General features: G+C 61.8%; 20 protein-coding genes. 10 read left to right on the top strand and 10 right to left on the bottom strand.

Features of this window, described 5'->3' with window-relative positions:
• Positions 1 to 26: 26 nt before the first annotated feature.
• Complete coding sequence (leuS, locus tag CIB54_RS09375) at positions 27 to 2,633, bottom strand: leucine--tRNA ligase (RefSeq protein ID WP_065952066.1); 2,607 nt, start codon at positions 2,631 to 2,633, stop codon at positions 27 to 29.
• Positions 2,634 to 2,893: 260 nt separating this feature from the next.
• Here leuS and CIB54_RS09370 point away from each other — a divergent pair, with 260 nt between their 5' ends.
• Complete coding sequence (locus CIB54_RS09370; protein WP_065952067.1) at positions 2,894 to 3,211, top strand: hypothetical protein; 318 nt, start codon at positions 2,894 to 2,896, stop codon at positions 3,209 to 3,211.
• A gap of 95 nt (positions 3,212 to 3,306) precedes the next feature.
• Positions 3,307 to 4,068 (top strand): YdcF family protein, encoded by a 762-nt coding sequence (locus CIB54_RS09365; RefSeq protein WP_065952068.1) that lies wholly within the window; start codon positions 3,307 to 3,309, stop codon positions 4,066 to 4,068.
• A gap of 120 nt (positions 4,069 to 4,188) precedes the next feature.
• Here the strand turns inward: CIB54_RS09365 and lnt are convergent, their stop codons facing one another.
• The 5 genes from lnt to miaB all read right to left on the bottom strand — a co-directional run bounded on the left by lnt (position 4,189) and on the right by miaB (position 9,612).
• Positions 4,189 to 5,712 (bottom strand): apolipoprotein N-acyltransferase, encoded by a 1,524-nt coding sequence (gene lnt / locus CIB54_RS09360; RefSeq protein ID WP_101219633.1) that lies wholly within the window; start codon positions 5,710 to 5,712, stop codon positions 4,189 to 4,191.
• 8 nt (positions 5,713 to 5,720) lie between these two features.
• Positions 5,721 to 6,560, bottom strand: a complete 840-nt coding sequence (locus CIB54_RS09355; protein WP_065952070.1) for an HlyC/CorC family transporter — start codon at positions 6,558 to 6,560, stop codon at positions 5,721 to 5,723.
• A gap of 42 nt (positions 6,561 to 6,602) precedes the next feature.
• Positions 6,603 to 7,061 carry an rRNA maturation RNase YbeY gene (ybeY, locus tag CIB54_RS09350; protein ID WP_101219631.1) on the bottom strand — a complete coding sequence of 153 codons (459 nt, stop codon included), beginning with the start codon at positions 7,059 to 7,061 and terminating at the stop codon, positions 6,603 to 6,605.
• On the bottom strand, positions 7,054 to 8,058 hold the full coding sequence (locus CIB54_RS09345) for a PhoH family protein (RefSeq protein WP_065952072.1): 1,005 nt from the start codon (positions 8,056 to 8,058) through the stop codon (positions 7,054 to 7,056). Before CIB54_RS09345 ends, ybeY begins: the two co-directional genes overlap by 8 nt.
• A 225-nt stretch (positions 8,059 to 8,283) precedes the next feature.
• A complete protein-coding gene (gene miaB, locus CIB54_RS09340) occupies positions 8,284 to 9,612 on the bottom strand; it encodes a tRNA (N6-isopentenyl adenosine(37)-C2)-methylthiotransferase MiaB (protein WP_101219629.1) in 1,329 nt (442 codons plus the stop codon).
• 131 nt (positions 9,613 to 9,743) lie between these two features.
• Between miaB and CIB54_RS09335 the strand changes: the two genes are divergently transcribed.
• From CIB54_RS09335 to CIB54_RS09310, 6 genes are all read left to right on the top strand, one after another.
• Positions 9,744 to 10,070 (top strand): DUF1820 family protein, encoded by a 327-nt coding sequence (locus CIB54_RS09335; protein WP_003194436.1) that lies wholly within the window; start codon positions 9,744 to 9,746, stop codon positions 10,068 to 10,070.
• 235 nt (positions 10,071 to 10,305) lie between these two features.
• The gene (locus CIB54_RS09330) at positions 10,306 to 12,363 is read left to right on the top strand and encodes an oxidoreductase (protein ID WP_101219627.1); all 2,058 of its coding nucleotides are present in this window, start codon (positions 10,306 to 10,308) and stop codon (positions 12,361 to 12,363) included.
• A gap of 35 nt (positions 12,364 to 12,398) precedes the next feature.
• Entirely contained in the window at positions 12,399 to 13,157 is a 759-nt protein-coding gene (locus CIB54_RS09325; protein ID WP_101219625.1) for a transporter substrate-binding domain-containing protein, read from the top strand.
• Between the two features lie 28 nt (positions 13,158 to 13,185).
• Positions 13,186 to 13,902 (top strand): ABC transporter permease, encoded by a 717-nt coding sequence (locus CIB54_RS09320; RefSeq protein ID WP_101219623.1) that lies wholly within the window; start codon positions 13,186 to 13,188, stop codon positions 13,900 to 13,902.
• Complete coding sequence (hisM, locus tag CIB54_RS09315; protein ID WP_101219622.1) at positions 13,899 to 14,609, top strand: histidine ABC transporter permease HisM; 711 nt, start codon at positions 13,899 to 13,901, stop codon at positions 14,607 to 14,609. Before CIB54_RS09320 ends, hisM begins: the two co-directional genes overlap by 4 nt.
• Before the next feature lie 8 nt (positions 14,610 to 14,617).
• Complete coding sequence (locus CIB54_RS09310) at positions 14,618 to 15,730, top strand: succinylglutamate desuccinylase/aspartoacylase family protein (RefSeq protein ID WP_101219620.1); 1,113 nt, start codon at positions 14,618 to 14,620, stop codon at positions 15,728 to 15,730.
• Here the strand turns inward: CIB54_RS09310 and CIB54_RS09305 are convergent, their stop codons facing one another.
• From CIB54_RS09305 to CIB54_RS09290, 4 genes are all read right to left on the bottom strand, one after another.
• A complete protein-coding gene (locus CIB54_RS09305; protein ID WP_065886862.1) occupies positions 15,731 to 16,285 on the bottom strand; it encodes a tetratricopeptide repeat protein in 555 nt (184 codons plus the stop codon).
• 227 nt (positions 16,286 to 16,512) lie between these two features.
• The gene (gene hemL, locus CIB54_RS09300; RefSeq protein ID WP_065952074.1) at positions 16,513 to 17,796 is read right to left on the bottom strand and encodes a glutamate-1-semialdehyde 2,1-aminomutase; all 1,284 of its coding nucleotides are present in this window, start codon (positions 17,794 to 17,796) and stop codon (positions 16,513 to 16,515) included.
• Between the two features lie 19 nt (positions 17,797 to 17,815).
• Positions 17,816 to 18,439, bottom strand: coding sequence for a thiamine phosphate synthase (thiE, locus tag CIB54_RS09295; RefSeq protein WP_065952075.1), 624 nt, complete (start codon positions 18,437 to 18,439; stop codon positions 17,816 to 17,818).
• Positions 18,440 to 18,457: 18 nt separating this feature from the next.
• Positions 18,458 to 19,255, bottom strand: coding sequence for a hydroxymethylpyrimidine/phosphomethylpyrimidine kinase (locus CIB54_RS09290; RefSeq protein WP_065952076.1), 798 nt, complete (start codon positions 19,253 to 19,255; stop codon positions 18,458 to 18,460).
• Between the two features lie 277 nt (positions 19,256 to 19,532).
• On the opposite strand from CIB54_RS09290, the gene CIB54_RS09285 reads away from it, so the two are divergent.
• Both CIB54_RS09285 and CIB54_RS09280 read left to right on the top strand, forming a co-directional pair.
• Positions 19,533 to 21,932, top strand: a complete 2,400-nt coding sequence (locus CIB54_RS09285; protein ID WP_065952077.1) for a hybrid sensor histidine kinase/response regulator — start codon at positions 19,533 to 19,535, stop codon at positions 21,930 to 21,932.
• A 67-nt stretch (positions 21,933 to 21,999) separates the two neighbouring features.
• Positions 22,000 to 23,652, top strand: coding sequence for an acyl-CoA dehydrogenase family protein (locus CIB54_RS09280; RefSeq protein ID WP_101219618.1), 1,653 nt, complete (start codon positions 22,000 to 22,002; stop codon positions 23,650 to 23,652).
• Positions 23,653 to 23,669 lie beyond the last annotated feature (17 nt).

The raw sequence follows: 23,669 nt of genomic DNA, 5'->3' as shown, positions 1-23,669 counted from the left end.
GGCTCAAGCCCTGCGCCCGATCCGATTTAGCTGGCGACGATATTGACCAGTTTTCCGGGCACTACGATCACTTTGCGGATCGTCAGGCCTTCGGTAAAGCGCAGCACGTTCTCGTTGCAGCGTGCAGCCGCTTCGACTTCTTCACGGCTGGCGCTGGCCGGCATGTCGATCTGGCCGCGCAGTTTGCCATTGACCTGGATCACCAACTGCAGCGTGTCCTGTACCAGCGCGCTGTCATCCTGCACCGGCCAGCGGGCGTCGATGACGGCACCGCTGTGGCCCAGGCGGCTCCACAGTTCGTGGCTGATGTGCGGCGTGATCGGCGCCAGCAGCAGGGTAACCGTTTCCAGGCCTTCCTGGATCAATGCGCGGTCCTGTGCCGTGGCCTGCGGGGCTTTTTCCAGCACGTTCATCAGCGTCATCACTTGGGCGATGGCGGTGTTGAACTTGTGGTTCTGCCCTACGTCCTGACTGGCCTGGCGGATAGCCAGGTGGGTGCTGCGACGAATGGCTTTCTGTTCATCATTCAAGGTCGCGACGTCCAGCTTGCCCGGCAAGCCCTGGCTGACGTGGGCATGGGCCAGACGCCAGACGCGCTTGAGGAAGCGGTGCGAGCCCTCGACGCCGGAGTCGGACCATTCGGCGCTCATGTCGGGCGGCGAGGCGAACATCATGAACAGGCGGCAAGTGTCGGCGCCGAACTGATCGATCATCGATTGCGGGTCGACGCCGTTGTTTTTCGACTTGGCCATCTTTTCGGTGCCGCCGATTTCCACCGGCAGGCCGTCGGATTTGAGCTTGGCGCTGATGACCTTGGCTTTGCTGTCACGCTCGAGCTCGACGTCCGCCGGGTTGAACCAGGTGTAGGCGCCATTGGCTTCGCGGCGGTAGTAGGTCTCGGCGATCACCATGCCTTGGGTCAGCAGGTTCTTGAACGGCTCGTCGGAGCTGACCAGGCCTTCGTCACGCATCAGCTTGTGGAAGAAACGTGCGTACAGCAGGTGCAGGATGGCGTGTTCGATACCGCCGATGTACTGGTCCACCGGCAACCAGTGGTCGGCTGCGGATTTCTCGACCAGGCCACCTTCATAGTGCGGCGAGGCGTAGCGGGCGTAGTACCACGAGGACTCCACGAAGGTGTCCATGGTGTCGGTTTCACGCTTGGCAGGCTGGCCGCATTTCGGGCAGCTGCATTCGTAGAACTCGGGCATGCGCGCCAATGGCGAACCGGCGCCGTCCGGTACGACGTCTTCGGGCAGGACGACCGGCAATTGGTCTTCCGGTACTGGCACGTCGCCACAGCTTTCGCAGTGGATGATCGGGATCGGGCAGCCCCAGTAGCGTTGACGACTGATGCCCCAGTCGCGCAGGCGGAACTGGGTGCGCGAGGCACCGAGATTTTTCTTGATCAGGGCGACTTCGATGGCGTCGAAAGCGCCCTGGAAGTCCAGGCCGTCGAATTCGCCGGAGTTGATCAGCTCACCGTGCTCGCCATAGGCGTCCTGCCACGGGGCCGGGCTGGTGTCGCCCGCGCTGGTGCGTACCACCGACTTGATCGGCAGGCTGTACTTGGTGGCGAATTCGAAGTCGCGCTCGTCGTGAGCGGGGACTGCCATTACAGCGCCATCGCCGTAATGCATCAGCACGTAGTTGGCGACCCAGACCGGCAATTTCTCGCCCGTCAGCGGGTGCTCGACGAACAGCCCGGTCGGCAGGCCTTTTTTCTCCTGGGTGGCGACGTCGGCTTCGGCCACGCTGCCGCCCTTGCATTCGGCGATGAACGCCTGCAGCTCGGGGTTGTTCTGTGCGGCCTGGGTAGCCAGCGGGTGTTCGGCGGCCACGGCAACGTAGGTCGCGCCCATCAGGGTATCGGGACGGGTCGTGAAGACCTTGAGTGCGCCCGCTTCGCCGATCGAGTCGACGTTGTACGGGAACTGCACTTCCATGCCCTTGGATTTGCCGATCCAGTTGCGCTGCATGGTCTTGACCTGTTCAGGCCAGCCCGGCAAGTCGTCCAGACTCGACAAGAGTTCATCCGCGTAAGCGGTGATCTTGAAGTAGTACATCGGGATTTCGCGCTTTTCGATCAGCGCGCCGGAGCGCCAGCCGCGACCGTCGATGACCTGTTCGTTGGCCAGTACGGTCTGGTCGATCGGGTCCCAGTTCACGGTGCCGCTTTTTTTGTAGATCACGCCTTTTTCGAACAGGCGAGTGAACAGCCATTGTTCCCAGCGGTAGTAGTCCGGCTTGCAGGTGGTCACTTCGCGGGACCAGTCCACCGCCAGGCCCAGGCTGCGCAGCTGGGTCTTCATGTAGGCGATGTTTTCGTAGGTCCACTTGGCGGGCGCCACGTTGTTTTTCATCGCGGCGTTTTCCGCCGGCATGCCGAAAGCGTCCCAACCCATGGGTTGCAGAACGTTCTTGCCGAGCATGCGCTGGTAGCGGGAAATCACGTCGCCGATGGTGTAGTTACGCACGTGCCCCATGTGTAGCTTGCCGCTGGGGTAAGGGAACATCGATAGGCAATAGAACGTCTCCTTGCCTGGCTGTTCGCTGACTTCAAAGGACTTTTGCTCGTCCCAGAAGGTTTGTGCGGCATTTTCTATTTCGCGGGGCTGATATTGTTCGTGCATGGCTACTTTTGAACTGGATAAGGGTGGCCTAATCCTCTTCGGTGCAACGTTCGGGTTGATCGACACCAAAAGCGGCGCGTCCATGCCCAAACCCTGCGGGAAGTGGAGTTACAGGAAGCGCCGTAGCATACATGACCCCACTCTATCGAGGGAAACCCTGATTGCGCAGGCCAGGCCGTCTGTCGCGGCACCGGGCAGGTGCAGCCACGGGGGCTACGCTGTTTATTGGGGAGCAAGTATTTCTTCAATGAGGTGAGGGGATGGCTGAATCGCAGCGAACTTTGACGAAACCGCAGTTATATGAAGGACTGATCGACCGTTTGGGTCGGGCATTGGATGCCGCAAGAACCGCAGGCCGATTGCGTGATGAACGGCCTCTGGAACTGGAGTTGCGAGGCTTGAGCCAGGCAGAGCTTGAACTGATCAAGCGCTATCTGGAATTGCACCACCAGCGCGCCGCTCATGGGCCGGCATCCCCGCCGGCCCACGAGTCGCCTCGTTCGGCCAAGGTAGTGTGGCTGAAGGATCTGGCGGCCGGTCGCAGCCCGGAAAATGTCCGGTCGATACGGTGCAAGTGACCCCGCGTTATCCGTTGATGTTTACAAAATATGCTCGTAAGGATTGTTGCTGAACCCCGTTGCATCTAGGCTTCGGGCATCTTTGGAGATGCCCGATGCCTTTTCGTTATTTCATTAAACAATTGTTGTTGCCGCCCGGTATTTTCCTGCTGTTGCTGGCGCTTGCCTGGTGGTTTCGCCGCAGTCGCCCGCGCCTGGCCGGGTGTTGCTTTGCCTTGGGATTGGGCGGGATGTGGTTGATCAGCCTGCCGGTGATGGTGCAGTGGGGCGCACATGCCCTGGAGACAGCGCCGCCGTTGGCCCGCGAAGACTGGGCAAACCTGGCCCAGCGCGCCGATGCGATTGTGGTGCTGGGCTCCGGTCGTGAGCGCGGCGACCTTGCGTGGGGCTCTGACCAGCCCACCGGTATCGGCCTGGAGCGTGAGCGTTACGCGGCGCGTCTGGCCAAGGCATCCGGGTTGCCGGTGTTGACCACCGGCGGCCTGCACTACGGCACACCGCCCAGCGAGGCGGAGCTGATGGCGGTGTCGATGCAGGATGACTTCGGCGTGACGGTGCGCTGGAAGGAAGAGCGCAGCCGCACCACCTGGGAAAATGCGCAGATGAGCGCCGAGATTCTGTTGCCTCAAGGCATCAAGCGCGTGGTGGTGGTGACCCAGGCGTGGCACATGCCGCGTTCGGTGTGGAGCTTTGAGAAGGCCGGCTTCACCGTAGTGCCCGGGCCGGTGGGGTTTCTAGGCGTGGATCACGGTCGACCGCTTGGCGGGTGGATGCCGGAGGTCAAGTCGGTGTGGCAGAGCGGGCAGTTGATCAATGAGGCGGTGGGGCAGGTGGGGTATAGGTTGTTCTACAGATAACACCGCAGGACAAATGTGGGAGGGGGCTTGCCCCCGATAGCAGTGTGTCAGTCAGTACATTTGATACTGATACACCGCAATCGGGGCAAGCCCCCTCCCACATTGGTTATGTGTTGGCCGTCAGACGGTTTTGGCCATGCGGGCGGCCAGCAGCGCCCAGCCAAACAGCAGCAGGCACACAATGATCAACGGCCACGAGCGCCATTGCAGGTAAGGCGTCAGGTTGTGCATCGGCACCACTTCCCCATAAAGAATGCCGCGCTCGAATTGCGGGATCTGGGCGGTGATCTGCCCAAACGGGTTGATCAGGCCTGTCACGCCGTTGTTGGTGGCGCGGATCATCCAGCGTCCGGCTTCAAGTGCACGCATCTGCGCCATTTGCAGATGCTGCAGCGGGCCGATCGAGCGGCCGAACCAGGTATCGTTGCTGATCGTCAGCAGCAGGTCGCTCTGGGCCGACAGGCCGGCAGCGAACTCCGGGTACACCACTTCATAACAGATGAACGGCGCAATCTGATAACCCTTGGCCTGGAGCATGGGTTGGTCGGATGGGCCGCGGGCGAAGTCCGACATAGGCAGGTCGAAGAAGGCGATCAACCCGCGCAGCATATCCTGCAGCGGCACGTACTCACCGAAAGGCACCAGCTTCTGCTTGAGGTAGGTGCCGTCACCTTCGCCGACCACCGTGATGCCGTTGAAGTAGCGCTTCTCGTGGCGCACCTCCTCGCGAATCGGTACCCCGGTGATCAGTGCGGTATTACGCTCGGCGGCAAACTTGCCCATCATGCCCAGGTAGCCTTCGACCGACTCCTTGAGTACCGGTACGGCGGTTTCCGGCCACACCAGCAGATCGACGCGTTTGGAGCTCAAGCTCATGTCGCGGTACAGCGCCAGTTGCGCGTTGAGCTGCTCGGGGTCCCACTTCATGCTTTGTTCGACGTTGCCCTGAATGGCGGCCACGCTCAGGGGCGGGCCGGAGGGCGAGGTCCAGGCGTGATGCTTGAGCGCCAGGCCGATGGCCCACGGCGCGACGAGCAGCACCAGGCCGGCCGCGATAAAGCTGTTGCGCTGGCCCGCCAGCAGGCGCGGCAGGTTGCACAGCAGGGCGGCGGTCAACGCCAGTGCGAACGAAATCAGCCACATTCCGCCCAATGGCGCGAGGCCGGTCAGCGGGCCATCGAGTTGACTGTAGCCCGAATACAGCCACGGGAAACCGGTGAGGAACCAGCCGCGAAAGGCTTCCTGGCCGACCCACAAGGCCGCGAACGTCAGTGCATCGGCCAATGGCGCTTCATTGCGGCGCAGCCAGCGCGCCCACAACCAGGCGGGCAGGGCGAAGAACCAGGCGATGGCGGCGGTGAACAGCAGCATCAGGAACCCCGCCAGCAGCACCGAAGCGCCGCCGAAGTGGTGGATGCTGTAGTAGATCCAGCTGGTGCCGGCGCCAAACAGGCCAAAACCGAAACACCAGCCGCGGCCCAGGGCCTGCCGGGGTGTGAGCTCACGCAGGCCGATATAGAACAGACCGACCGCTACCAGCGCCAGCGGCCATATATCGAACGGCGCCAGCGCCAGGGTAGTGATGGCGCCAGCCACCACGGCCAGCAAATTACCGGGCCAGCCGGGGCGGGTCAGACGGCGCATATCAATCCTTAGCGGGAAACAGGTGTCAGGCGAATCAAGTGAATCCGGCGGCTATCGGCATTCAAAATGCGGAAGCGATAGGCGCCGATCTCAGTGGTCTCGTTACGCTTGGGCAGGTGCCCGAACGCACTCATCACCAGGCCGCCGACGGTGTCGAACTCATCGTCGGAAAATTCGCTGTCGAAGAACTCATTGAAGTTCTCGATGGGCGTCAATGCCTTGATCAGGAAGTCGCCGCTGGGCAGTGGCTTGATGTAGCTGTCTTCTTCGACGTCGTGCTCGTCTTCGATGTCGCCGACGATCTGCTCCAGTACGTCTTCGATGGTCACCAGGCCGGCCACGCCGCCGTATTCGTCGATCACAATGGCCATGTGATTGTGGTTGGCGCGAAATTCACGCAGCAGCACATTCAGGCGCTTGGATTCAGGCACGAAGGTGGCCGGGCGCAGCAGGTCCTTGATGTTGAAGTTGTCGCCGTTCTCCTTGAGGATCAGCGGCAACAGGTCCTTGGCCAACAGGACGCCCATGACGTCGTCATGGCTTTCGCCGATCACCGGGTAGCGCGAGTGCGCCGAGTCGATCACGGCCGGGAGGAATTCCCGTGGGGTCTGGGTCGCCTTGATGCTGATCATCTGCGAGCGCGGCACCATGATGTCGCGTACTTGCAGGTCAGCCACCTGGATGGCGCCTTCGACGATGGCCAGCGCTTCGCTGTCCAGCAACTTGTTCTGGTGGGCCTCGCGCAGCAGCTCCAGCAGCTCCTGGCGGTTTTTCGGCTCGTGGGCAAAAGCCTGGGTCAGTTTACCCAGCCATGACTTTTGCCCGTTGCTCGATCGGTCTTCGCTCATAGCGATTACTCTAAATCCTTTGATATGACAGTTGAGTGTTGATCAGTTTTCGTCGTCTGCGTAGGGGTCGCGATGCCCCAGTTCTGCAAGCAACGTTCGTTCCAGTGCTTCCATTTCCTCGGCTTCGTCATCGTCTATATGGTCGTAACCCAAGAGATGCAAGCAGCCGTGGATGACTAGATGGGCCCAGTGGGCCTCAAGTTCCTTGCCTTGTTCGCGCGCTTCGCGTTCCACCACGTCGACGCAGATCACCAGGTCGCCCAGCAGCGGGATATCCAGGAATTCGTCGGGTACGTCGGCGGGGAAGGACAACACGTTGGTCGCGTAGTCCTTTTGACGCCAGGTGTGGTTCAGTGCTCGACCTTCCGGCTCATCCACCAGACGGATGGTCAGTTCCGAGTCGGCAGTGCGCTGGCGCAGGGCCAGGGCGCACCATTGACGAAACTGTGCTTCGCTGGGGGCGGGCGCTTCGCTGGCCAGTTGCAGGTCAAGCTCAAGCATCGCGGCGCGTGTCCTGGGTCGGTACGTCGTCCTTGTGGTCGAAACGCTCGTAGGCTTCTACGATGCGCTGCACCAGTGGATGGCGCACCACGTCCTTGGGCATGAAATGCGTGAAGCTGATGCCCGGTACATCCTTGAGCACCTCGATCACCTGCGCCAGCCCCGACTTGGTGCCCTTGGGCAGGTCGACCTGGGTGACGTCACCGGTAATCACGGCCGTGGAGCCGAAACCGATACGGGTGAGGAACATCTTCATCTGCTCGACCGTGGTGTTCTGGCTTTCGTCGAGGATGATGAAGCTGTTGTTCAAGGTGCGACCGCGCATGTAGGCCAACGGGGCGATTTCGATCACCTGACGCTCGATCAGCTTGGCCACGTATTCAAAGCCGAGCATCTCGTACAGCGCGTCGTAGAGCGGGCGCAGGTACGGGTCGATCTTCTGGGCCAGGTCGCCGGGCAGGAAGCCGAGTTTTTCACCCGCTTCGACCGCCGGGCGCACCAGCAGGATGCGGCGAACCTGTTCGCGCTCCAGGGCATCCACCGCGCACGCCACGGCCAGGTAGGTCTTGCCGGTACCGGCCGGGCCGATGCCGAAGTTGATGTCGTTGCCGAGGATTTCCTTGACGTACTTCTGCTGATTCAAGCCGCGCGGGCGAATCATGCCTTTTTTGGTACGCAAGGCCACGCTGGCTTCGGCCACCGGGTTGTTGGCCAGGTCTTGCACGGCGGATTCCTGCAGGTACAGGTGCACCGTTTCCGGCGACAGCTCACTGCCCTTGGTTTCGCGGTAGAGGCGACGCAGCAGGTTTTCCGCAGACGTGGTGTGTTGGGGTTCACCAATAAGCTCGAACTGATTGCCGCGGTTGCGGATCTCGATGCTCAGGCGTTGTTCGATCAGGCGCAGGTGCTCGTCGAACTGTCCGCACAGGTTGGCGAAACGGCGAGCCTCAAACGGCTCGAGGAGAAAACGATGGGGTTCTACTGTAGGTGCGTTCAAGGTCGCTTTTAGCCGCCCTTTGGCTGTTGAGGTGAAACAGAGAATAACGCCAGTGGCGCGGGTACGAAAGCACTTACGTCATCGGAATGTTGCATGGATTCAATGTGGGAGGGGGCTTGCCCCCGATGGCGGAGTGTCAGCCGGCACATTTGGTACTCAGACACCCCAATCGGTGGCAAGCCCCCTCCCACACCAGTTCTGCACTTGCCTTGGCCGCCGGGGTCGTCAGTTGATCAGCGAACCGCGCAACGAGTGCGGTTGCGCCGCATCGATGTGTACATCGGCAAACTGGCCGATCAAGGTCGGGTTGTCGCAGCGGAAGTTGACGATGCGGTTGTTCTCGGTGCGACCCTGCAATTCGCCGGGGTCCTTTTTCGAGTAATCGGTCACCAGGATGCGCTGGATCGAACCGACCATTTGTCGGCTGATCTCGAAACCCTGCTGATTCAGCCGATGTTGCAGCGCATTCAAGCGTTCTTTTTTCAAGGCTTCCGGGGTGTCGTCCGGCAGGTCGGCCGCTGGGGTGCCCGGGCGCTGGCTGTAGACGAACGAGTAGGAGAAGTCGAAGCCGACGTCCTCGATCAGCTTCATGGTCTGCTCGAAGTCTTTCTCGGTTTCGCCAGGGAAACCGACGATAAAGTCCGAGCTGATGCAGATGCCTGGCACTGCGGCGCGCAATTTGCGCAGCTTGGATTTGTATTCCAGGGCCGTGTGGTTGCGTTTCATGGCCGCCAGGATGCGGTCCGAGCCCGACTGCACGGGCAGATGCAGGTGTTTGACCAGCTCCGGCACGTCGGCATGGGCCTGGATCAGGCTGTCGGAAAACTCCAGCGGGTGCGAAGTGGTGTAGCGGATGCGCTCGATGCCATCGACGGCGGCAACCACGCGGATCAACTCCGCCAGGTCAGCCAGGCGCCCATCGTCGGTCTGGCCACGGTAACCGTTGACGTTCTGGCCCAGCAGGGTGACTTCACGCACGCCGTTTTCGGCCAAATGGATGATTTCCGACAGCACATCGTCAAACGGCCGGCTGACTTCTTCGCCACGGGTGTAGGGCACTACACAGAAGGTGCAGTACTTGCTGCAGCCTTCCATCACCGACACGTAGGCACTTGGCCCGTCGATGCGCGGCTCGGGCAAATGGTCGAATTTCTCGATTTCGGGAAACGACACGTCCACTTGCGGCAGCTTGGTGAGGCGCGCGGCGTCGATCATTTCCGGCAGGCGGTGCAGGGTTTGCGGGCCGAAGACCACGTCGACATAGGGTGCGCGGTCGCGGATCGCGGCGCCTTCCTGGCTGGCCACGCAACCGCCGACGGCGATCACCATGTCCGGGTTGGCCAGCTTCAATTCGCGCCAGCGGCCCAGCTGCGAGTACACACGGTCCTGGGCCCGCTCGCGGATCGAGCAGGTATTGAGCAGGATCACGTCGGCATCTTCGGCGCGGGCGGTGACTTCCAGGGCCTGGTGTTCGCCCAGCAGATCGACCATGCGCGAGCTGTCGTACTCGTTCATCTGGCAACCGTGGGTTTCGATGTAAAGCTTCTTGGCCATGGGTATCGTCAACTGGTGGTAAAGAACCGCGCATTATAGGGGGCATGCCCATTGGTTCCTAGCGCTGTGCATCGGGTGCCATGCTATAGTTCGCGCCCTCTTTTATATCCGCGATGTGTTGCTCGCCCGCCATGACCAAACGTGAAGCTCCAATCTACAAGGTGATTTTCCTCAACCAGGGCCAGGTGTTCGAAATGTACGCCAAGCAGATCTATCAAAGTGATCTGTGGGGCTTTCTGGAGGTGGAAGAGTTCGTCTTTGGCGAGCGGACTCAATTGGTCGTCGACCCGGGCGAAGAAAAGCTCAAGGCCCAGTTCGAAGGCGTGGTGCGCAGCTTTGTGCCGATGCATTCGATCGTGCGCATCGATGAAGTCGAGCGCCTGGGCACGCCGAAGATCAGCGAGGCGCGGGGCACCAGCAATGTGATGCCGTTTCCGATGCCGATGCCGGAGAAGTGACCCTCAATTAATTTGTAGGGCGTTTCCGAAATTGCCCTCTTGCGGATAGACATTTTGTTTGAAAGATAGCAAATTTTGTTTATTCGGAGAGGGCGCCATGAATCTATTAATAATAAGAAGAACTTTAAATAAACCTCGAAGTTCCCCCGTTTCAATTCCCTTGAATCACGCCATTCATTAGCGCCAAGTTTTATCACGCCGTCATTAACGAACTTATTGGTTCGGGAGTAGCCCTGTGCGCGATCCTCGCTATGACATTCTGTTTGAACCGGTACAAATAGGCCCGGTTCGCACCCGTAATCGCTTTTATCAAGTTCCCCACTGCAATGGGATGGGCCATGTGCACCCCTCGGCCATGGCTCGCATGCGTGGAATAAAGGCCGAAGGCGGCTGGGGGGTGGTGTGCACCGAAGAGTGTGAAATCAGCTCGCTGAGCGAGTTCTCGCCTTATATCGAGGCGCGGTTATGGGATGAACGCGATATCCCGGCGCTGGCGAAAATGTGTGAGGCGGTGCATCAGCACGGTTCGTTGGCCGGCGTCGAGTTGGCGTTCAACGGTTACTCCGCGCCTAACCGCTACAGCCGCGAAATTCCCTGGGCGCCGTCCAATACGCCAGTGCGCAGTTATGACCCGGTGCAGGCTCGAGCCATGAGCCGTGCCGATATCCAGCAATTGCGGGCCTTGCACCGGGCGGCGGCTCTGCGCGCGCGGGAGGCCGGCTTTGACATCATTTATGTGTATGCCGGGCACGACCTGAGCGTACCGTTCCATTTCCTCACGCCGCGTAATAACCGGCGCACGGATGAGTACGGCGGAGTGCTGGAAAATCGCGTGCGACTGCTGCGCGAACTGATCGAGGACACCCGCGATGCAGTGGGCGATCGCTGCGCCGTGGCGGTCCGCCTGGCGGTGGATGAGCAGATGGCCGGCGGCCTCAGCCGCGAGGGCGAAGGGGCCGAGGTGTTCTCGATGCTGGCGGACCTGCCGGACCTGTGGGACGTCAATGTCGCCGACTGGTCGAACGACAGCGTGACCGCGCGCTTTGCCGGCGAAGGCTATCAGGAGGCTTTCCTGTTGGGGCTCAAGGCGCTGACCTGCAAGCCGGTGGTCGGCGTCGGGCGCTTCACTTCGCCGGACACCATGGTGTCCTTGGTACGCCGTGGCGTGCTCGACCTGATCGGCGCCGCGCGCCCTTCGATTGCCGATCCGTTCCTGCCGAAGAAGATTGAAACAGGGCGCGCCGAGGAAATTCGCGAATGTATCGGCTGCAATGTGTGCGTCAGCGGCGACCACACCAGTACGCCGTTGCGGTGCACGCAGAACCCCACCATGGGCGAGGAGTGGCGGCGGGGCTGGCATCCCGAGTCGGTCGACCGTGCGCACCGGCCCGGCAGGGCGCTGGTGGTCGGCGCCGGGCCCGCAGGGCTTGAATGCGCGCGGATACTCGGCACGCGCGGGATGGACGTGGCGCTGGTCGACAGCCTGCGCAGCCTGGGCGGACGGGTGGCGCTGGAAGCTCGGCTGCCTGGGTTGGCGAGTTGGGCGCGGGTCGTCGATTATCGGCTGGATGCCCTGAGCCGCCTGCCCTCGGTGGAGATTTATCGGGAAAGTCAGCTGCAGGCCGAGGATGTGCTGGATTTCGCCGCGGAGCATGTCTTTATCGCCACCGGCTCACATTGGCGACGGGACGGCCTGGGGCGCGCCCTACGCCAGGCATTACCGGGCCTTGAGTGCCTGCCAGTATTGACGCCGGACGAGGTGATGGCGGGTGTGCTGCCGGCTTCGCCGGTACTGCTGTTCGATGATGACCACTACTACATGGGCAGCGTGCTGGCCGAGCACTTGGTGGCGCGAGGCGTGGAGGTGATCTTCGTCACCCCGGCGGCGGATGTGGCGGCCTGGACGCATAACACCCTTGAGCAGCATCGCATTCAGCGGCGTCTGATGGAGTTGAATGTCACCCTCATCCCCTCCCATACGCTGGTCCGGGCGATGCCGGAGGGGGTGATGGCGGGGTGTGTCTACACCGAGCGCACACGGTTCATCGGCGCCGCATCCTTGCTGCTGGTGACCTCCCGAGCGCCTGAGCAGGCGTTGTATCAGGCATTGAATAACACCCCCGAACGGTTGCAGGCGGCGGGTATCGGCACGCTGGCGCTGGTCGGCGATTGCGTGGCGCCCGGCACGATTGCAGCAGCGGTGTATTCAGGGCATCGAAGCGCCCGCGAGTTCGACGCGCCGGCTGGGTCATTAGTGGTTAAGCGAGAAATTCCATTTATTGAGGTGCAGTAAGTTCAGCTGTTTCATCTATAACGAGGAATACAATAATGAAAAAAATACTCCTGCTGTTAATCACCACGTTTTTATTCAATACATCGCTTCTGGCCAAAGACTATGAAGTGATCCGTTTCGCTGCCGATCCCAACTACGCGCCCTTTGCTTATAAAGACAGTAAGGGAATGTTGACCGGCTTTGAAATTGATATCGGTCATGCTATCTGCGCGCATTTGAATGTGCGCTGCCAATGGGTCGAGAGCGACTTCGACGCAATGATCCCCAGCCTGAGCGCTGGCAAGATTGACGCAATCCTGGCTTCAATGACCATCACTGCCGCGCGGCAAAAGGTTATCGATTTTTCCTCGGAAGTCTTTTCCAGCCCTACCGCCATGGTGTTCCGTCCTGGTACCGAGCTTTCCACGGGCACGGCCGTCGGCTATCTGCAGGGCAGCACCCAGGAAGTGTATGCCCTTAAAGTGCTCGCCGGCCAAGGCATCAAGGTGGTGGCTTACGCCGATCAGGAACAGGTGTATGCCGACCTGCAGACAGGCCGTTTGCAGGCTTCGCTGCAAGATGCGCAGCAAGCACAAAGCGGGTTCTTGCATTCCCCCCAGGGCGCCGGGTTCATGCTGGGGCCGATCATCGAGAGCGAGCTGATGCCGTCCAAGAGCGGCATTGGCATCGCCAAGGGCAACCATAAACTCAAAGCGCTGCTGGATAAGGCGCTGGCGGCCCTCCACGCCGATGGCACCTACGCCCGCCTGCAAGCGCAGTATTTTCCCGGCGTGAACATGTTCAGCGGTCAATAACCGCCCTCAAGGCCAACGAGGGCAAAACATGCTACCGACCTTCTCCCAATTCGTCGCGACCCTGGGCGCCTTTGCGCCGATGTTACTGCACGGCGTGTGGATCACCCTGCAACTGGCGCTGTTGTCGTTGTTGCTGGGGCTTGTCCTCGGCCTGCTCGGTGCCGGCGCCAAGCTGTCCGGGGTGCGCACGTGGCGTTTGTGCGCGCAGCTTTACACCACGTTGATACGCGGTGTGCCGGACCTGTTGCTGATGTTGTTGATTTTCTACGGACTGCAAACCGGCTTGAGCCGTCTGACCGCCTGGCTGGGCTGGGCGTACATCGACATTGACCCTTTCAGCGCGGGCGTGCTGACGCTGGGGTTTATCTACGGCGCCTATTTCACCGAAACCTTTCGCGGCGCCTTGCTGGCTGTACCGCGCGGCCAGTTCCAGGCGGCCAAGGCCCTTGGTTTGACCTTCCGCCAGAGCTTCGTGCATGTGATTTTCCCGCAAATGATGCGGTTCGCCTTGCCGGGGTTGGGCAATAACTGGATGGTCCTGCTCAAGGCCACCGCGCTGGTGTCGATCATCGGCTTGGCGGACCTGGTAAAAGTCGCCCAGGTGGCGGGCAAAAGCAGCCAACAGTTGCTAACTTTCCTGCTGCTGGCGGCGCTCGTGTACCTGCTGCTCAGCAGTGTTTCAAACCTGGTACTGGGTTGGCTGGAGCGTCGTTACGCCGGCGGCGTGCAGGAGCAGTCACGATGATGGAGCTCATCCAGGAGTACTGGCGACCGTTGATTTATTCCGACGGTTACCAGATCACCGGCCTGGCCATGACCTTGTGGCTGACCAGCGCGTCGTTAGGCCTGGGCCTGCTGCTGGCGTTGCCGTTGTCCATCGCCAGGACATCTGCCCGGCGCTGGCTGCGGTGGCCGGTGCAAGGCTATACCTACCTGTTTCGTGGCACACCGCTGTATATCCAGTTGCTGATCTTCTACACCGGCATCTACAGCCTGGCCGCCGTGCGCGAACAGCCGTTGCTCGATGCGTTTTTCCGCGACGCACTCAACTGCACCCTGCTCGCATTCGCGCTGAATACCGCCGCCTACACCACAGAGATCCTGGCGGGCGCCATTCGCGCAATGCCTCGCGGGGAAATCGAGGCCGCGCGGTCCCTGGGTTTTGACGGTTGGAAACTGTACGTGCACCTGATCATGCCTTCGGCCCTGCGCCGATCATTGCCGTACTACAGCAATGAAGTGATTTTCATGCTGCATTCCACCACGCTGGCGTTCACGGCCACGGTGCCGGATATCCTCAAAGTGGCGCGAGATGCCAACGCCGCCACCTTTCTTACCTTCCAATCCTTCGGCCTGGCCGCCGTCCTTTACCTCAGCACTACGTTTGCCCTGGTCGGTCTGTTTCGCCTGGCTGAACGGCGTTGGCTAAGTTTTCTCGATGCGGGCCGATAGGGGGCGCCATGCACACTCAAAATCACAGGTTGTTGAGCGCTGTACCCGGCACGGCACGGCAGATCCATAGTTTTCATTACGGCCCTGCCGATGCGCCGGGCAAGGTGTATATCCAGGCGTCCCTGCATGCCGATGAACTGCCGGGGATGCTGGTGTGCTGGCATCTGAAACAGCGACTGGCGCATCTGGACGCGGCCGGGGCGCTGCGCTGGGAGGTGGTGCTGGTGCCGGTGGCCAATCCGCTGGGGCTGGAACAGGTGTTGATGGACGTGCCGCAGGGACGCTTCGATAACGACAGTCGGGAAAACTTCAATCGCTTCTTCATCGATGTCAGCCAGCAGGTCGCGGATCAGGTGCAGGACGTGCTGACCACAGATCCTGCGCATAATCTGCAACTGATCCGTTCGGCCCTGCGGCAAACCCTTGCCGACGAGGTGCCGGCGACGCAACTGCAGTCGATGCGCTTGATCCTGCAAGCATTGGCGTGTGATGCCGATGTGGTGCTGGACCTGCACTGTGATTTCGAGGCGGTCCAGCATCTGTACCTGGCGCCGCACGCCTGGCCGCAGGTGGAGCCGCTGGCGCGGTACCTCGGCGCGCAAGCCTGCTTTATGAGCGAAGACGCGGGCGGGCACTCGTTCGACGATTGCTACACCCTGTTCTGGGCGCAGATGCAGGCGCGTTTCCCGGGGCGATTGGCCGCGTCGGGATTTGCCGCCACCGTGGAGCTGCGTGGTGTGGCCGATGTGGAGGACGGGCTGGCTCGCCAGGACTGTCAGGCATTGATCAACTACCTGACGCTGCGCGGCGCCATCGATGGCCAGGCGCCACTGCCGCCGCCGTTGTTGAACCCACCGACACCGTTGGCCGGCGTTGAGCCGGTGGTGAGTCCGGTGGGAGGCTTGATTGTATTTTGCGCGCAGGTGGGCGACTACCTGAAAGCAGGACAGACGCTGGCGCACATCGTCGATCCGATCACTGATCGGGTAACGCCGGTGGCGTGTGCACGTGAAGGACTGTTGTATGTGCGCTCAGTGCGCCGAATGGCGAGCGCCGGTATGACCATCGCCCATGTGGCGGGGCCTGCGGCGTATCGGCAGGGCTATCTGTTATCGCCGTGATCAGGGCAGGGGTGAAAAGGGCGAACGCCCATCGGCGCTCTGCAATTCCTGCAGGTAATTGCGGAAGATCTGCCCCAGCACTTGAGTTGCCACTTCCAGTTCATCGCGCTGCATGTGCTCGGCCACTTCGTCGGCAGTGTCCAGCGCGTCTTCGGCGCCATTGACTGCCGCCATTTTCAACACGATGTAGGCCTGAACGTTATTGGCCGGCACACCTTCGCCACGGAAGAACATGTTGCCGAGCTGGAATTGCGCCTGGGCGTGGCCCTGCAGCGAAGCTTTTTCGAAGTAGCTCAACGCTTTGTTGAGGTCGACGGCGGGGTTTTTACTGTCGTGGAAGTACTCGCCCAACTCGTATTGCGCTTGCGCATCCCCTTCGTCAGCCTGTTTCTGGCACGCGCTCAGGGCCTCGGCCTGGGTGTCGGGCTGGGTATTAAGGGTGCAACGACCCATCGCTGGGATTAACAACGAGTTGCCGCCTGCTTGTGCATGCGCCAGCAGCGGCTGAAGGAGCAACAGGCAGCCCAGAACCAGGGTGCGGCCGGTGCGTTTCATGGGAATCGACTTACCTCTGACGGGGCGCGCGGACCCTCGGGGGAGTCCAATAAGCGCGCATTATGAAATAAGCAGGCCTCTGCTTACAAAGTCTTTACTCGTTTTTCTGCTGCTTGGGCAAGTTATCTGCCGGATTGCAGGGAAATTCTCGAAAAAACCGGGAAATCTCTGTAGGCAAAGTAGCAAATCTGACGCCGACACGGGCAGCGTCAGATGATTGCCATCCCTTATTTCAGGGCCGCGAAGGCGCGCTCGGCCGCATCCAGGGTCAGCTTCAGCTCGGCTTCGCCATGGGCGATCGACGTGAAGCCGGCTTCGAAGGCACTCGGTGCCAGGTACACGCCGCCTTCGAGCATCAGGTGGAAGAAGCGCTTGAACAGGTCGGCATCGCTGCCCATGACGTCATCAAAGGTAACGATGTCGTCGGCGCCGCTGAAGTACAGGCCGAACATGCCGCCGGCTTGCGTGGTGACGAACGGGATACCGGCGGCATCGGCGCGCACCTGCAGGCCGTCCAGCAGGCGGGTGGTGTAGTCGGTCAGCTCGGCATGGAAGCCCGGACGGCTGATCAGGCGCAGGGTGGTCAGGCCGGCCGCCATCGCCAGCGGGTTACCCGACAGCGTGCCGGCCTGGTAGACCGGGCCCAGCGGGGCGATGTGCTGCATGATCTCGCGCTTGCCGCCGAAGCAGCCCACCGGCATGCCGCCGCCGATGATCTTGCCGAAGGTGCTCAGGTCCGGCGTGACGCCGTAGTGCGCCTGGGCGCCACCGAGGGCGACGCGGAAACCGGTCATCACCTCGTCAAAAATCAGCACCACGCCGTGCTTGTCGCACTGCTCGCGCAGACCTTCGAGAAAGCCTGGGGCCGGCGGGACGCAATTCATGTTGCCGGCGACCGGCTCGACGATGATGCAGGCCACGTCCTGGCCGACGTCAGCGAGCATCTGCTCGACGGCAGCGATGTCGTTGAACGGCAGGGTCAGGGTGTGTTTGGCGAAGGCCGCCGGCACGCCGGCCGAACTCGGTACGCCCTGGGTCAGCGCGCCGGAACCGGCTTTTACCAACAGGCTGTCGGAGTGGCCGTGGTAGCAACCTTCGAACTTGATGATGCTGTCGCGACCGGTGAAGCCTCGGGCCAGGCGGATTGCGCTCATGGTGGCTTCGGTGCCGGAGCTGACCATGCGCACCATTTCCATCGACGGCACGATCGAGCAGACCAGGTCGGCCATCTCGGTTTCCATCGCGGTGGGGGCACCGTAGGACAAACCGTGCTGCAGTTGCTGGCGAACGGCGTCCAGCACGTCCGGGTGGCTGTGACCGAGGATCATCGGGCCCCAGGAGCCGACGTAGTCGACGTAGCGCTTGTCATCTTCGTCGGTGACATAGGCGCCTTCGGCATGTTTGAAGAACAACGGCGTGCCGCCCACGCTCTTGAACGCACGCACGGGGGAGTTCACACCGCCGGGGATGTGTTTCTGGGCATTGGCAAACAGGGTTTCGGAACGGGACATGGTGGAAGTCTCTCTGAAATCAAATCTTGAGAAGGGCATTGAAAGCACGGGCACGGCGCGTGACTTCCTGGGGGCTGTCGGCGCCGAACAGGCCGTGCACCACGGCGAGCAGGTCGGCCCCGTGGGCCACCAGCGGTTCGGCGTTTTCCAGGGTGACGCCGCCGATCACGCAGATGGGCAGGTGCAGGCGTTTGCGCGCCTCGGCCAGCATGTCAACGGTGGCGGCCGGGGCGCCGGGTTTGGTCGTGGAATTGAAGAAGCGACCGAAGGCGACGTAACTGGCGCCTTCCTTCGCGGCCTGTTCGGCCAGTTCGATCTGGCTATGGCAGGTGGCGCCGATGATCGCTTTGGAACCGAGCAGCGCCCGGGCCGGGGTCAGCGGGCCGTCGGTCTGCCCCAGGTGCACGCCCACGCCCAGGCGCGCGGCCAGTTCGGCGTCATCGTTGATGATCAATTGGGTCTTGTAGCGCGAGCACAGCTCCCGCAGCTTTTCCGCCTCTCGCAGGCGGCGCGCTTCGTCGCTGCTTTTGTCGCGGTACTGCAACAACGTCACGCCGCCGTCCAACGCCGCTTCGACGTAGACGAGGAATTTGCCGGCCAACAGTTGGCTGTCGGTAATGGCGTAAAGGCCACGTAGTTTCATCGGGCAGGCCTCTCGGTATTAAGAGCAGAAATCCAGCGGCAGACGGCGAGGCACGAACTGGCCCTGACCGAGTCGTTCGGCGTCACGCAGGGTGCGCCAGGTGTAGTCGAGTGCCGACTGCACGGCGCTCACCAACCCTTCACCCTGGGCGATTCGCCCGGCAAGGGTGCTGGCCAGCGTGCATCCCGAGCCGTGATAGCTGCCGGGCAAACGCTGGCACGTATAGGTATGACGGCTGCCGTCGCGGCTGTACAGGCGATTGTGCACTTCGTGCTCATCGCCGTGGCCGCCGGTGATCAGCAGGTGCTTGATGTAGGGCAGCAGCTTCTCGGCGCATTCGTCGGCGCTGCCGTCAGGCAGTTCGGCGAGCATGCGTGCCTCGGGCAGGTTGGGCGTGGCGATCAGCGCCAGGGGCAACAGCCGCTCGCGCATCGCATAGCCGACCTCATCCTTGCCCAGGCTGCCACCGCCGCCGGCACGCAGCACCGGGTCGCACACCACCGGCAGGTGCGGGTGCGCCTGCAGCAGTTCGACCACGGTGTCGACCATGGCGGTGGAACCCAGCATGCCCAGCTTGACCGCCGCGACTTCGGAGTCGCCGAGCACGGCGTTGGCCTGGGCCAGCACCCACTCGCGGTCGAGCACACGAAAGTCACTGACATTGACGGTGTTCTGCACGGTCAGCGCGGTGACGGCCGTAGCGGCGTGGCAGCCCTGGGCGAGCAGGGCTTCGATATCCGCCTGCAAGCCGGCGCCACCACTGGGATCATGGCCGGAGAGACAGAGAACAACGGGGCGAGAGCTGTAGATATTCATGGTGCGCGAGCTTACCACCAAACGCTTTTTGCGTGGCTGTCCGGCGATAGCTGAATGTTGCGCTGCGCCGAGACGTTTCGTGTGGCTGACAATTGTCATCAAATGCGCTGAAAGCCTCGTCCCAGGGCCATCCGAAAAATAGTTCCAATGGTGTCCAATGGCCTTTACCGGCTATGCTAGAGTGGATCCAGACAACTTACTGTATTGCCGGTGTACGTCTTCTCAAAAGGAATGGGGGAGCTTTTTGCCATAACCGGTCAGGCCACGCTGGGGCTCTATGCGCTATTTGCTGATTTTATTATTGTGCGGGCTGCCGCTGCTGGCGGGCGCCGTCGAGTTCAATCAGAGCACCCGAAGCCTGCCATTGGGCCGGGTCATGCAAGTGCTCGAAGACCCAACCGGCGCCCTCACCATCGCCGACGTCAGCTCTCCTGCCTACGCCGCCCAATTCAGGACCCATGACAAGCCCACCCTCAATGCCGGGTATTCGCACTCGGTGTTCTGGCTGAAGGTCAACCTTCATTACACCGCCGTTGACCCACGCTCCCCGCGTACCTGGTTTCTGGAACTGGCTTACCCGCCGCTCAATCGCCTGGATCTGTACCAGAACGACGGCACCGGCAATTACCGCCTCACCACCCGCACCGGCAGCGCGTTAGCGTTTTCCAGCCGCGAGGTGCGACAGAGCAACTACCTGTTCAAGCTCAACTTCGTGCCCGACCAGCGGCAGACGGTCTACCTGCGCTTGCAAAGCCAGGGCTCGATCCAGGCGCCATTGACCCTGTGGGCGGGCACCGCCTATATGGAAGAGCAGCCGCTGCGCTTGTATGTGCTGGGCGCGATCTACGGCGTGTTGCTGGGCATGCTGATTTACAACCTGTTCATTTATTTGAGCGTGCGCGACACCAGCTACCTCTATTACATTCTCTACATTGCCTCGTTCGGCCTGTATCAACTGTCGGTCAACGGCGTGGCCGTGGAATACTTCTGGCCGAACAATCCATGGTGGGCGAATGCGGCGGTGCCGTTTCTGATCGGCGCGGCCGCCTTGTTCGGCAGCCTGTTCGCGCGCAGTTTCCTGCACACCGCGCAGCACAGCCGCTGGCTCGACCGCATCCTGCTGGCGCTGGCGGCCTGCGGCGGGCTGGTCATGGCGCTGGCGTTGCTGACCAGCTACGCGGTGGCCCTGCGTCTGGCCACCGGCCTGGCATTGGTATTCACCGTAACCATCTTCGTGACCGCGATCAAAGCCTGGTATTGCGGCCAGCGCATGGCGCGGTATTTCATCATCGCCTGGTCGGCGTTTTTGCTCGGAGGCGTGGTCAATACGCTGATGGTGCTGGGCTACTTGCCCAACGTATTCCTCACGATGTATGCCAGCCAGATCGGCTCGGCCATTGAAGTCGCGCTGCTGTCCCTGGCCCTGGCCGACCGCATCAATGGTATGCGCGAGCAGCAGGCGCAGATCCTGTTCGACGCCAGCCAGAAGCTCGAAGTGCTCAACCAGCAACTGGCCCGCAGCAACCGGCTCAAGGATGAATTCCTCGCCACCTTGACCCATGAGTTACGCACGCCGATGAACGGCGTGATCGGCTCCCTTGAACTGATGCAAACCGAATCCCTGGGCGACGACCTGGCGCAGTACCAGCAAACCGCCGCCGGTTCGGCGCGGGACATGATGCGCATGGTCAATGGCATTCTCACCCTGACGGAATTGCAGGCCGGTCGCCTGGTTGCTCGACCCCAGGCGTTCGGCCTGCGCGGCGCGCTTGAAACCTTGCGCCAACAGTTCATTCCCAGTGCCCAGGCCAAGGGCCTGGAGTTTTCCATTGACGTTGCCGATGCCGTGCCGGACCGCGTGATCGGCGACGCCGACAAACTGATCCAGTGCCTGGATTGCCTGCTGGACAACGCCTTCAAGTTCACCCACCACGGCGCGGTGCGCTTGCGTGTGGTGGGCATCCCCCAAGCCGATGGCAGCTTGCACCTGAGCTTTATCGTGACCGATACCGGTATCGGCTTCGCCTTCCTCGACGAAGCCACGCTGTACCAACGCTTCTTCCAGCTCGACGGTTCGATGACCCGTGAATACGGCGGGCTGGGCATCGGCCTGGCGATTTGCCGACAGTTGATCGAGCTGGTGGGCGGGCGTCTCACCCATCATTCGGAACCACGCCGGGGCAGTCGCTTCCAACTGGAAGTGGACGTCAAGCCGATGCCGCCTGCGCCCAAGCCGGCCGGGCAGTCGCTGCCTGTGCAACGCGCGCCGCAGGATTGCACGGTGCTGCTGGTGGACGACAACAGTGTGGTGCAACTGGCGGTGCGGGGCATGCTGCTCAAACTGGGTTACCGGGTCAAAGCCGTGGATGGTGGTCCGGCTGCACTGACCGCTTTGCATGAGAACAGGTTTGATGCGGTGGTGCTGGATGTGCCTGAGGGCGGCTTCTCGTTGTGCTGTCAGATTCGTGCCTTGCCGGGCTGCGGTGAGTTGGCGGTGATCGGCATGAGCACTGCACCTAATGTCACAGACCGTGAGCGCTGCCATGGCATCGGCATGAGCGAGCACTTGGCCAAGCCGGTACGGTTCGAGGCGTTGCAGGCCGTATTGGAGCGTCTCGTACTGTGTCCGCCAGAGGGCGAAAGCGCCGAGAGTTCGGCACGTATGCCACTTTTTTAACCTCGCAGACGTGCTTAACTGAAAGTCAGGCCTCGATATCACGTGGTCTTTTTCCAGGAGGCCCGTCATGAACCTGCACCGGTTTGCCGAAACCCACGACGTCACCAACCAGCCACCGTCCCTGGACGGCACCAACCTGTATCGCATCGATCTGCCCCTGCAAGAGTGGGCGCGTCGCTTTGGCGCCGGCTGGGCCGAATCGCGTATCGATGCCTATGGTGCATTGGCTGGCGGGCCGCTGATGGAGGCCGGCTTCCTGGCCAATCAGAACAAGCCGGTGTTCAGCAGCCATGACCGTTATGGTCACCGGATTGACCTGGTGGAGTTTCACCCCGCCTACCACGAACTGATGCGCACCGCCGTCGAACATGGCCTGCCCTCGCTGCCGTGGGCCCATCCGCAATCCGGCGCCCACGTGGCGCGCGCGGCCATGACCTACCTGCACACCCAGGCCGAAGCCGGCAGCGGCTGCCCGCTGACCATGACCTTCGCCTGCGTCCCGGCCCTGCAGTTGCAGCCAGACCTGGCGGACATCTGGCTGCCGAAGATCCTCTCGACCCAATACGACCCGCGCAACATCGGCATTGCCCACAAAGACGGCGCCACAATCGGCATGGCCATGACCGAAAAACAGGGCGGCACCGACGTGCGCGCCAACACCACCCGCGCCTACCCGGTGGGCGCGGGCGGTCCGGGGCAGGCCTATGAACTGGTCGGCCACAAATGGTTCTGCTCGGCGCCGATGTGTGACGGGTTCCTCACCCTGGCCCAGACCGACAAGGGCCTGACCTGTTTCCTGCTGCCCCGGCATCGCCCGGATGACACGCGCAACGAGTTCTACATCCAGCGGTTGAAAAACAAACTCGGCAACTGCTCCAATGCCTCCAGTGAGGTGGAGTTTCGCGGCGCCCTGGCCTGGATGATCGGTGAAGAGGGGCGCGGTGTGCCGACCATCATCGAGATGGTCGCCATGACCCGCTTCGATTGCATGGTCGGCTCCAGCGCGCTGATGCGCCAGGCATTGACCCAGGCCAGCCATCACTGCGCCCATCGCTCGGTCGGCGGCCGCGTGCTGAGCGAACAGCCGCTGATGCAGAACGTGCTCGCCGACCTGGCCCTGGAAAGTGAGGCGGCGTTGGCCTTGAGCCTGCGCATGGGCCGCGCGCTGGATCACTTGGACGATGAACGGGAGGCCAAATTCGCCCGGCTGGTGACGGCGGTGGGCAAGTATTGGATCTGCAAACGGGCGCCGGCGATGATCAATGAAGCTGGCGAATGCATGGGCGGTGCCGGCTATGTCGAGGACAGCATCCTGCCGCGTCTGTACCGTGAGGCACCGGTGAATTCGACGTGGGAAGGTTCCGGCAACGTGCAATGCCTGGACGTGCTGCGGGCATTGTCCAAGGAACCCGGTGTGTTGGAAGCGTTGTTTGTCGAGCTGGGCGACGGCCATGGAGCCCCCCGACTGGCGCGCCATATCGAGCGGTTGAAGTCAGCGTTCATGGACACCCAGGATATCCAATACCGCGCCCGTCAGCTCACCGAAGATATCGCCCTGGCGTTGCAGGCCAAGTTGCTGCTGGAGGCCGGGAATGCGGCGGTCAGTGATGGGTTTGTGGCCAGTCGGTTGGGTGAGTCATCGGGCCGGGTCTACGGCGCCTTGCCGCGAGGGGTGGATGTGGAAGCGCTTGTAGCCCGTTCAACCCCGCCATTTCCTTGAATGAACGCGGTCAAGTG

This window comes from Pseudomonas fluorescens, from assembly GCF_002837185.1.
GTDB classification, from domain to species: domain Bacteria; phylum Pseudomonadota; class Gammaproteobacteria; order Pseudomonadales; family Pseudomonadaceae; genus Aquipseudomonas; species Aquipseudomonas fluorescens_AM.
This window is presented reverse-complemented; position numbering and strand designations above follow the sequence as displayed.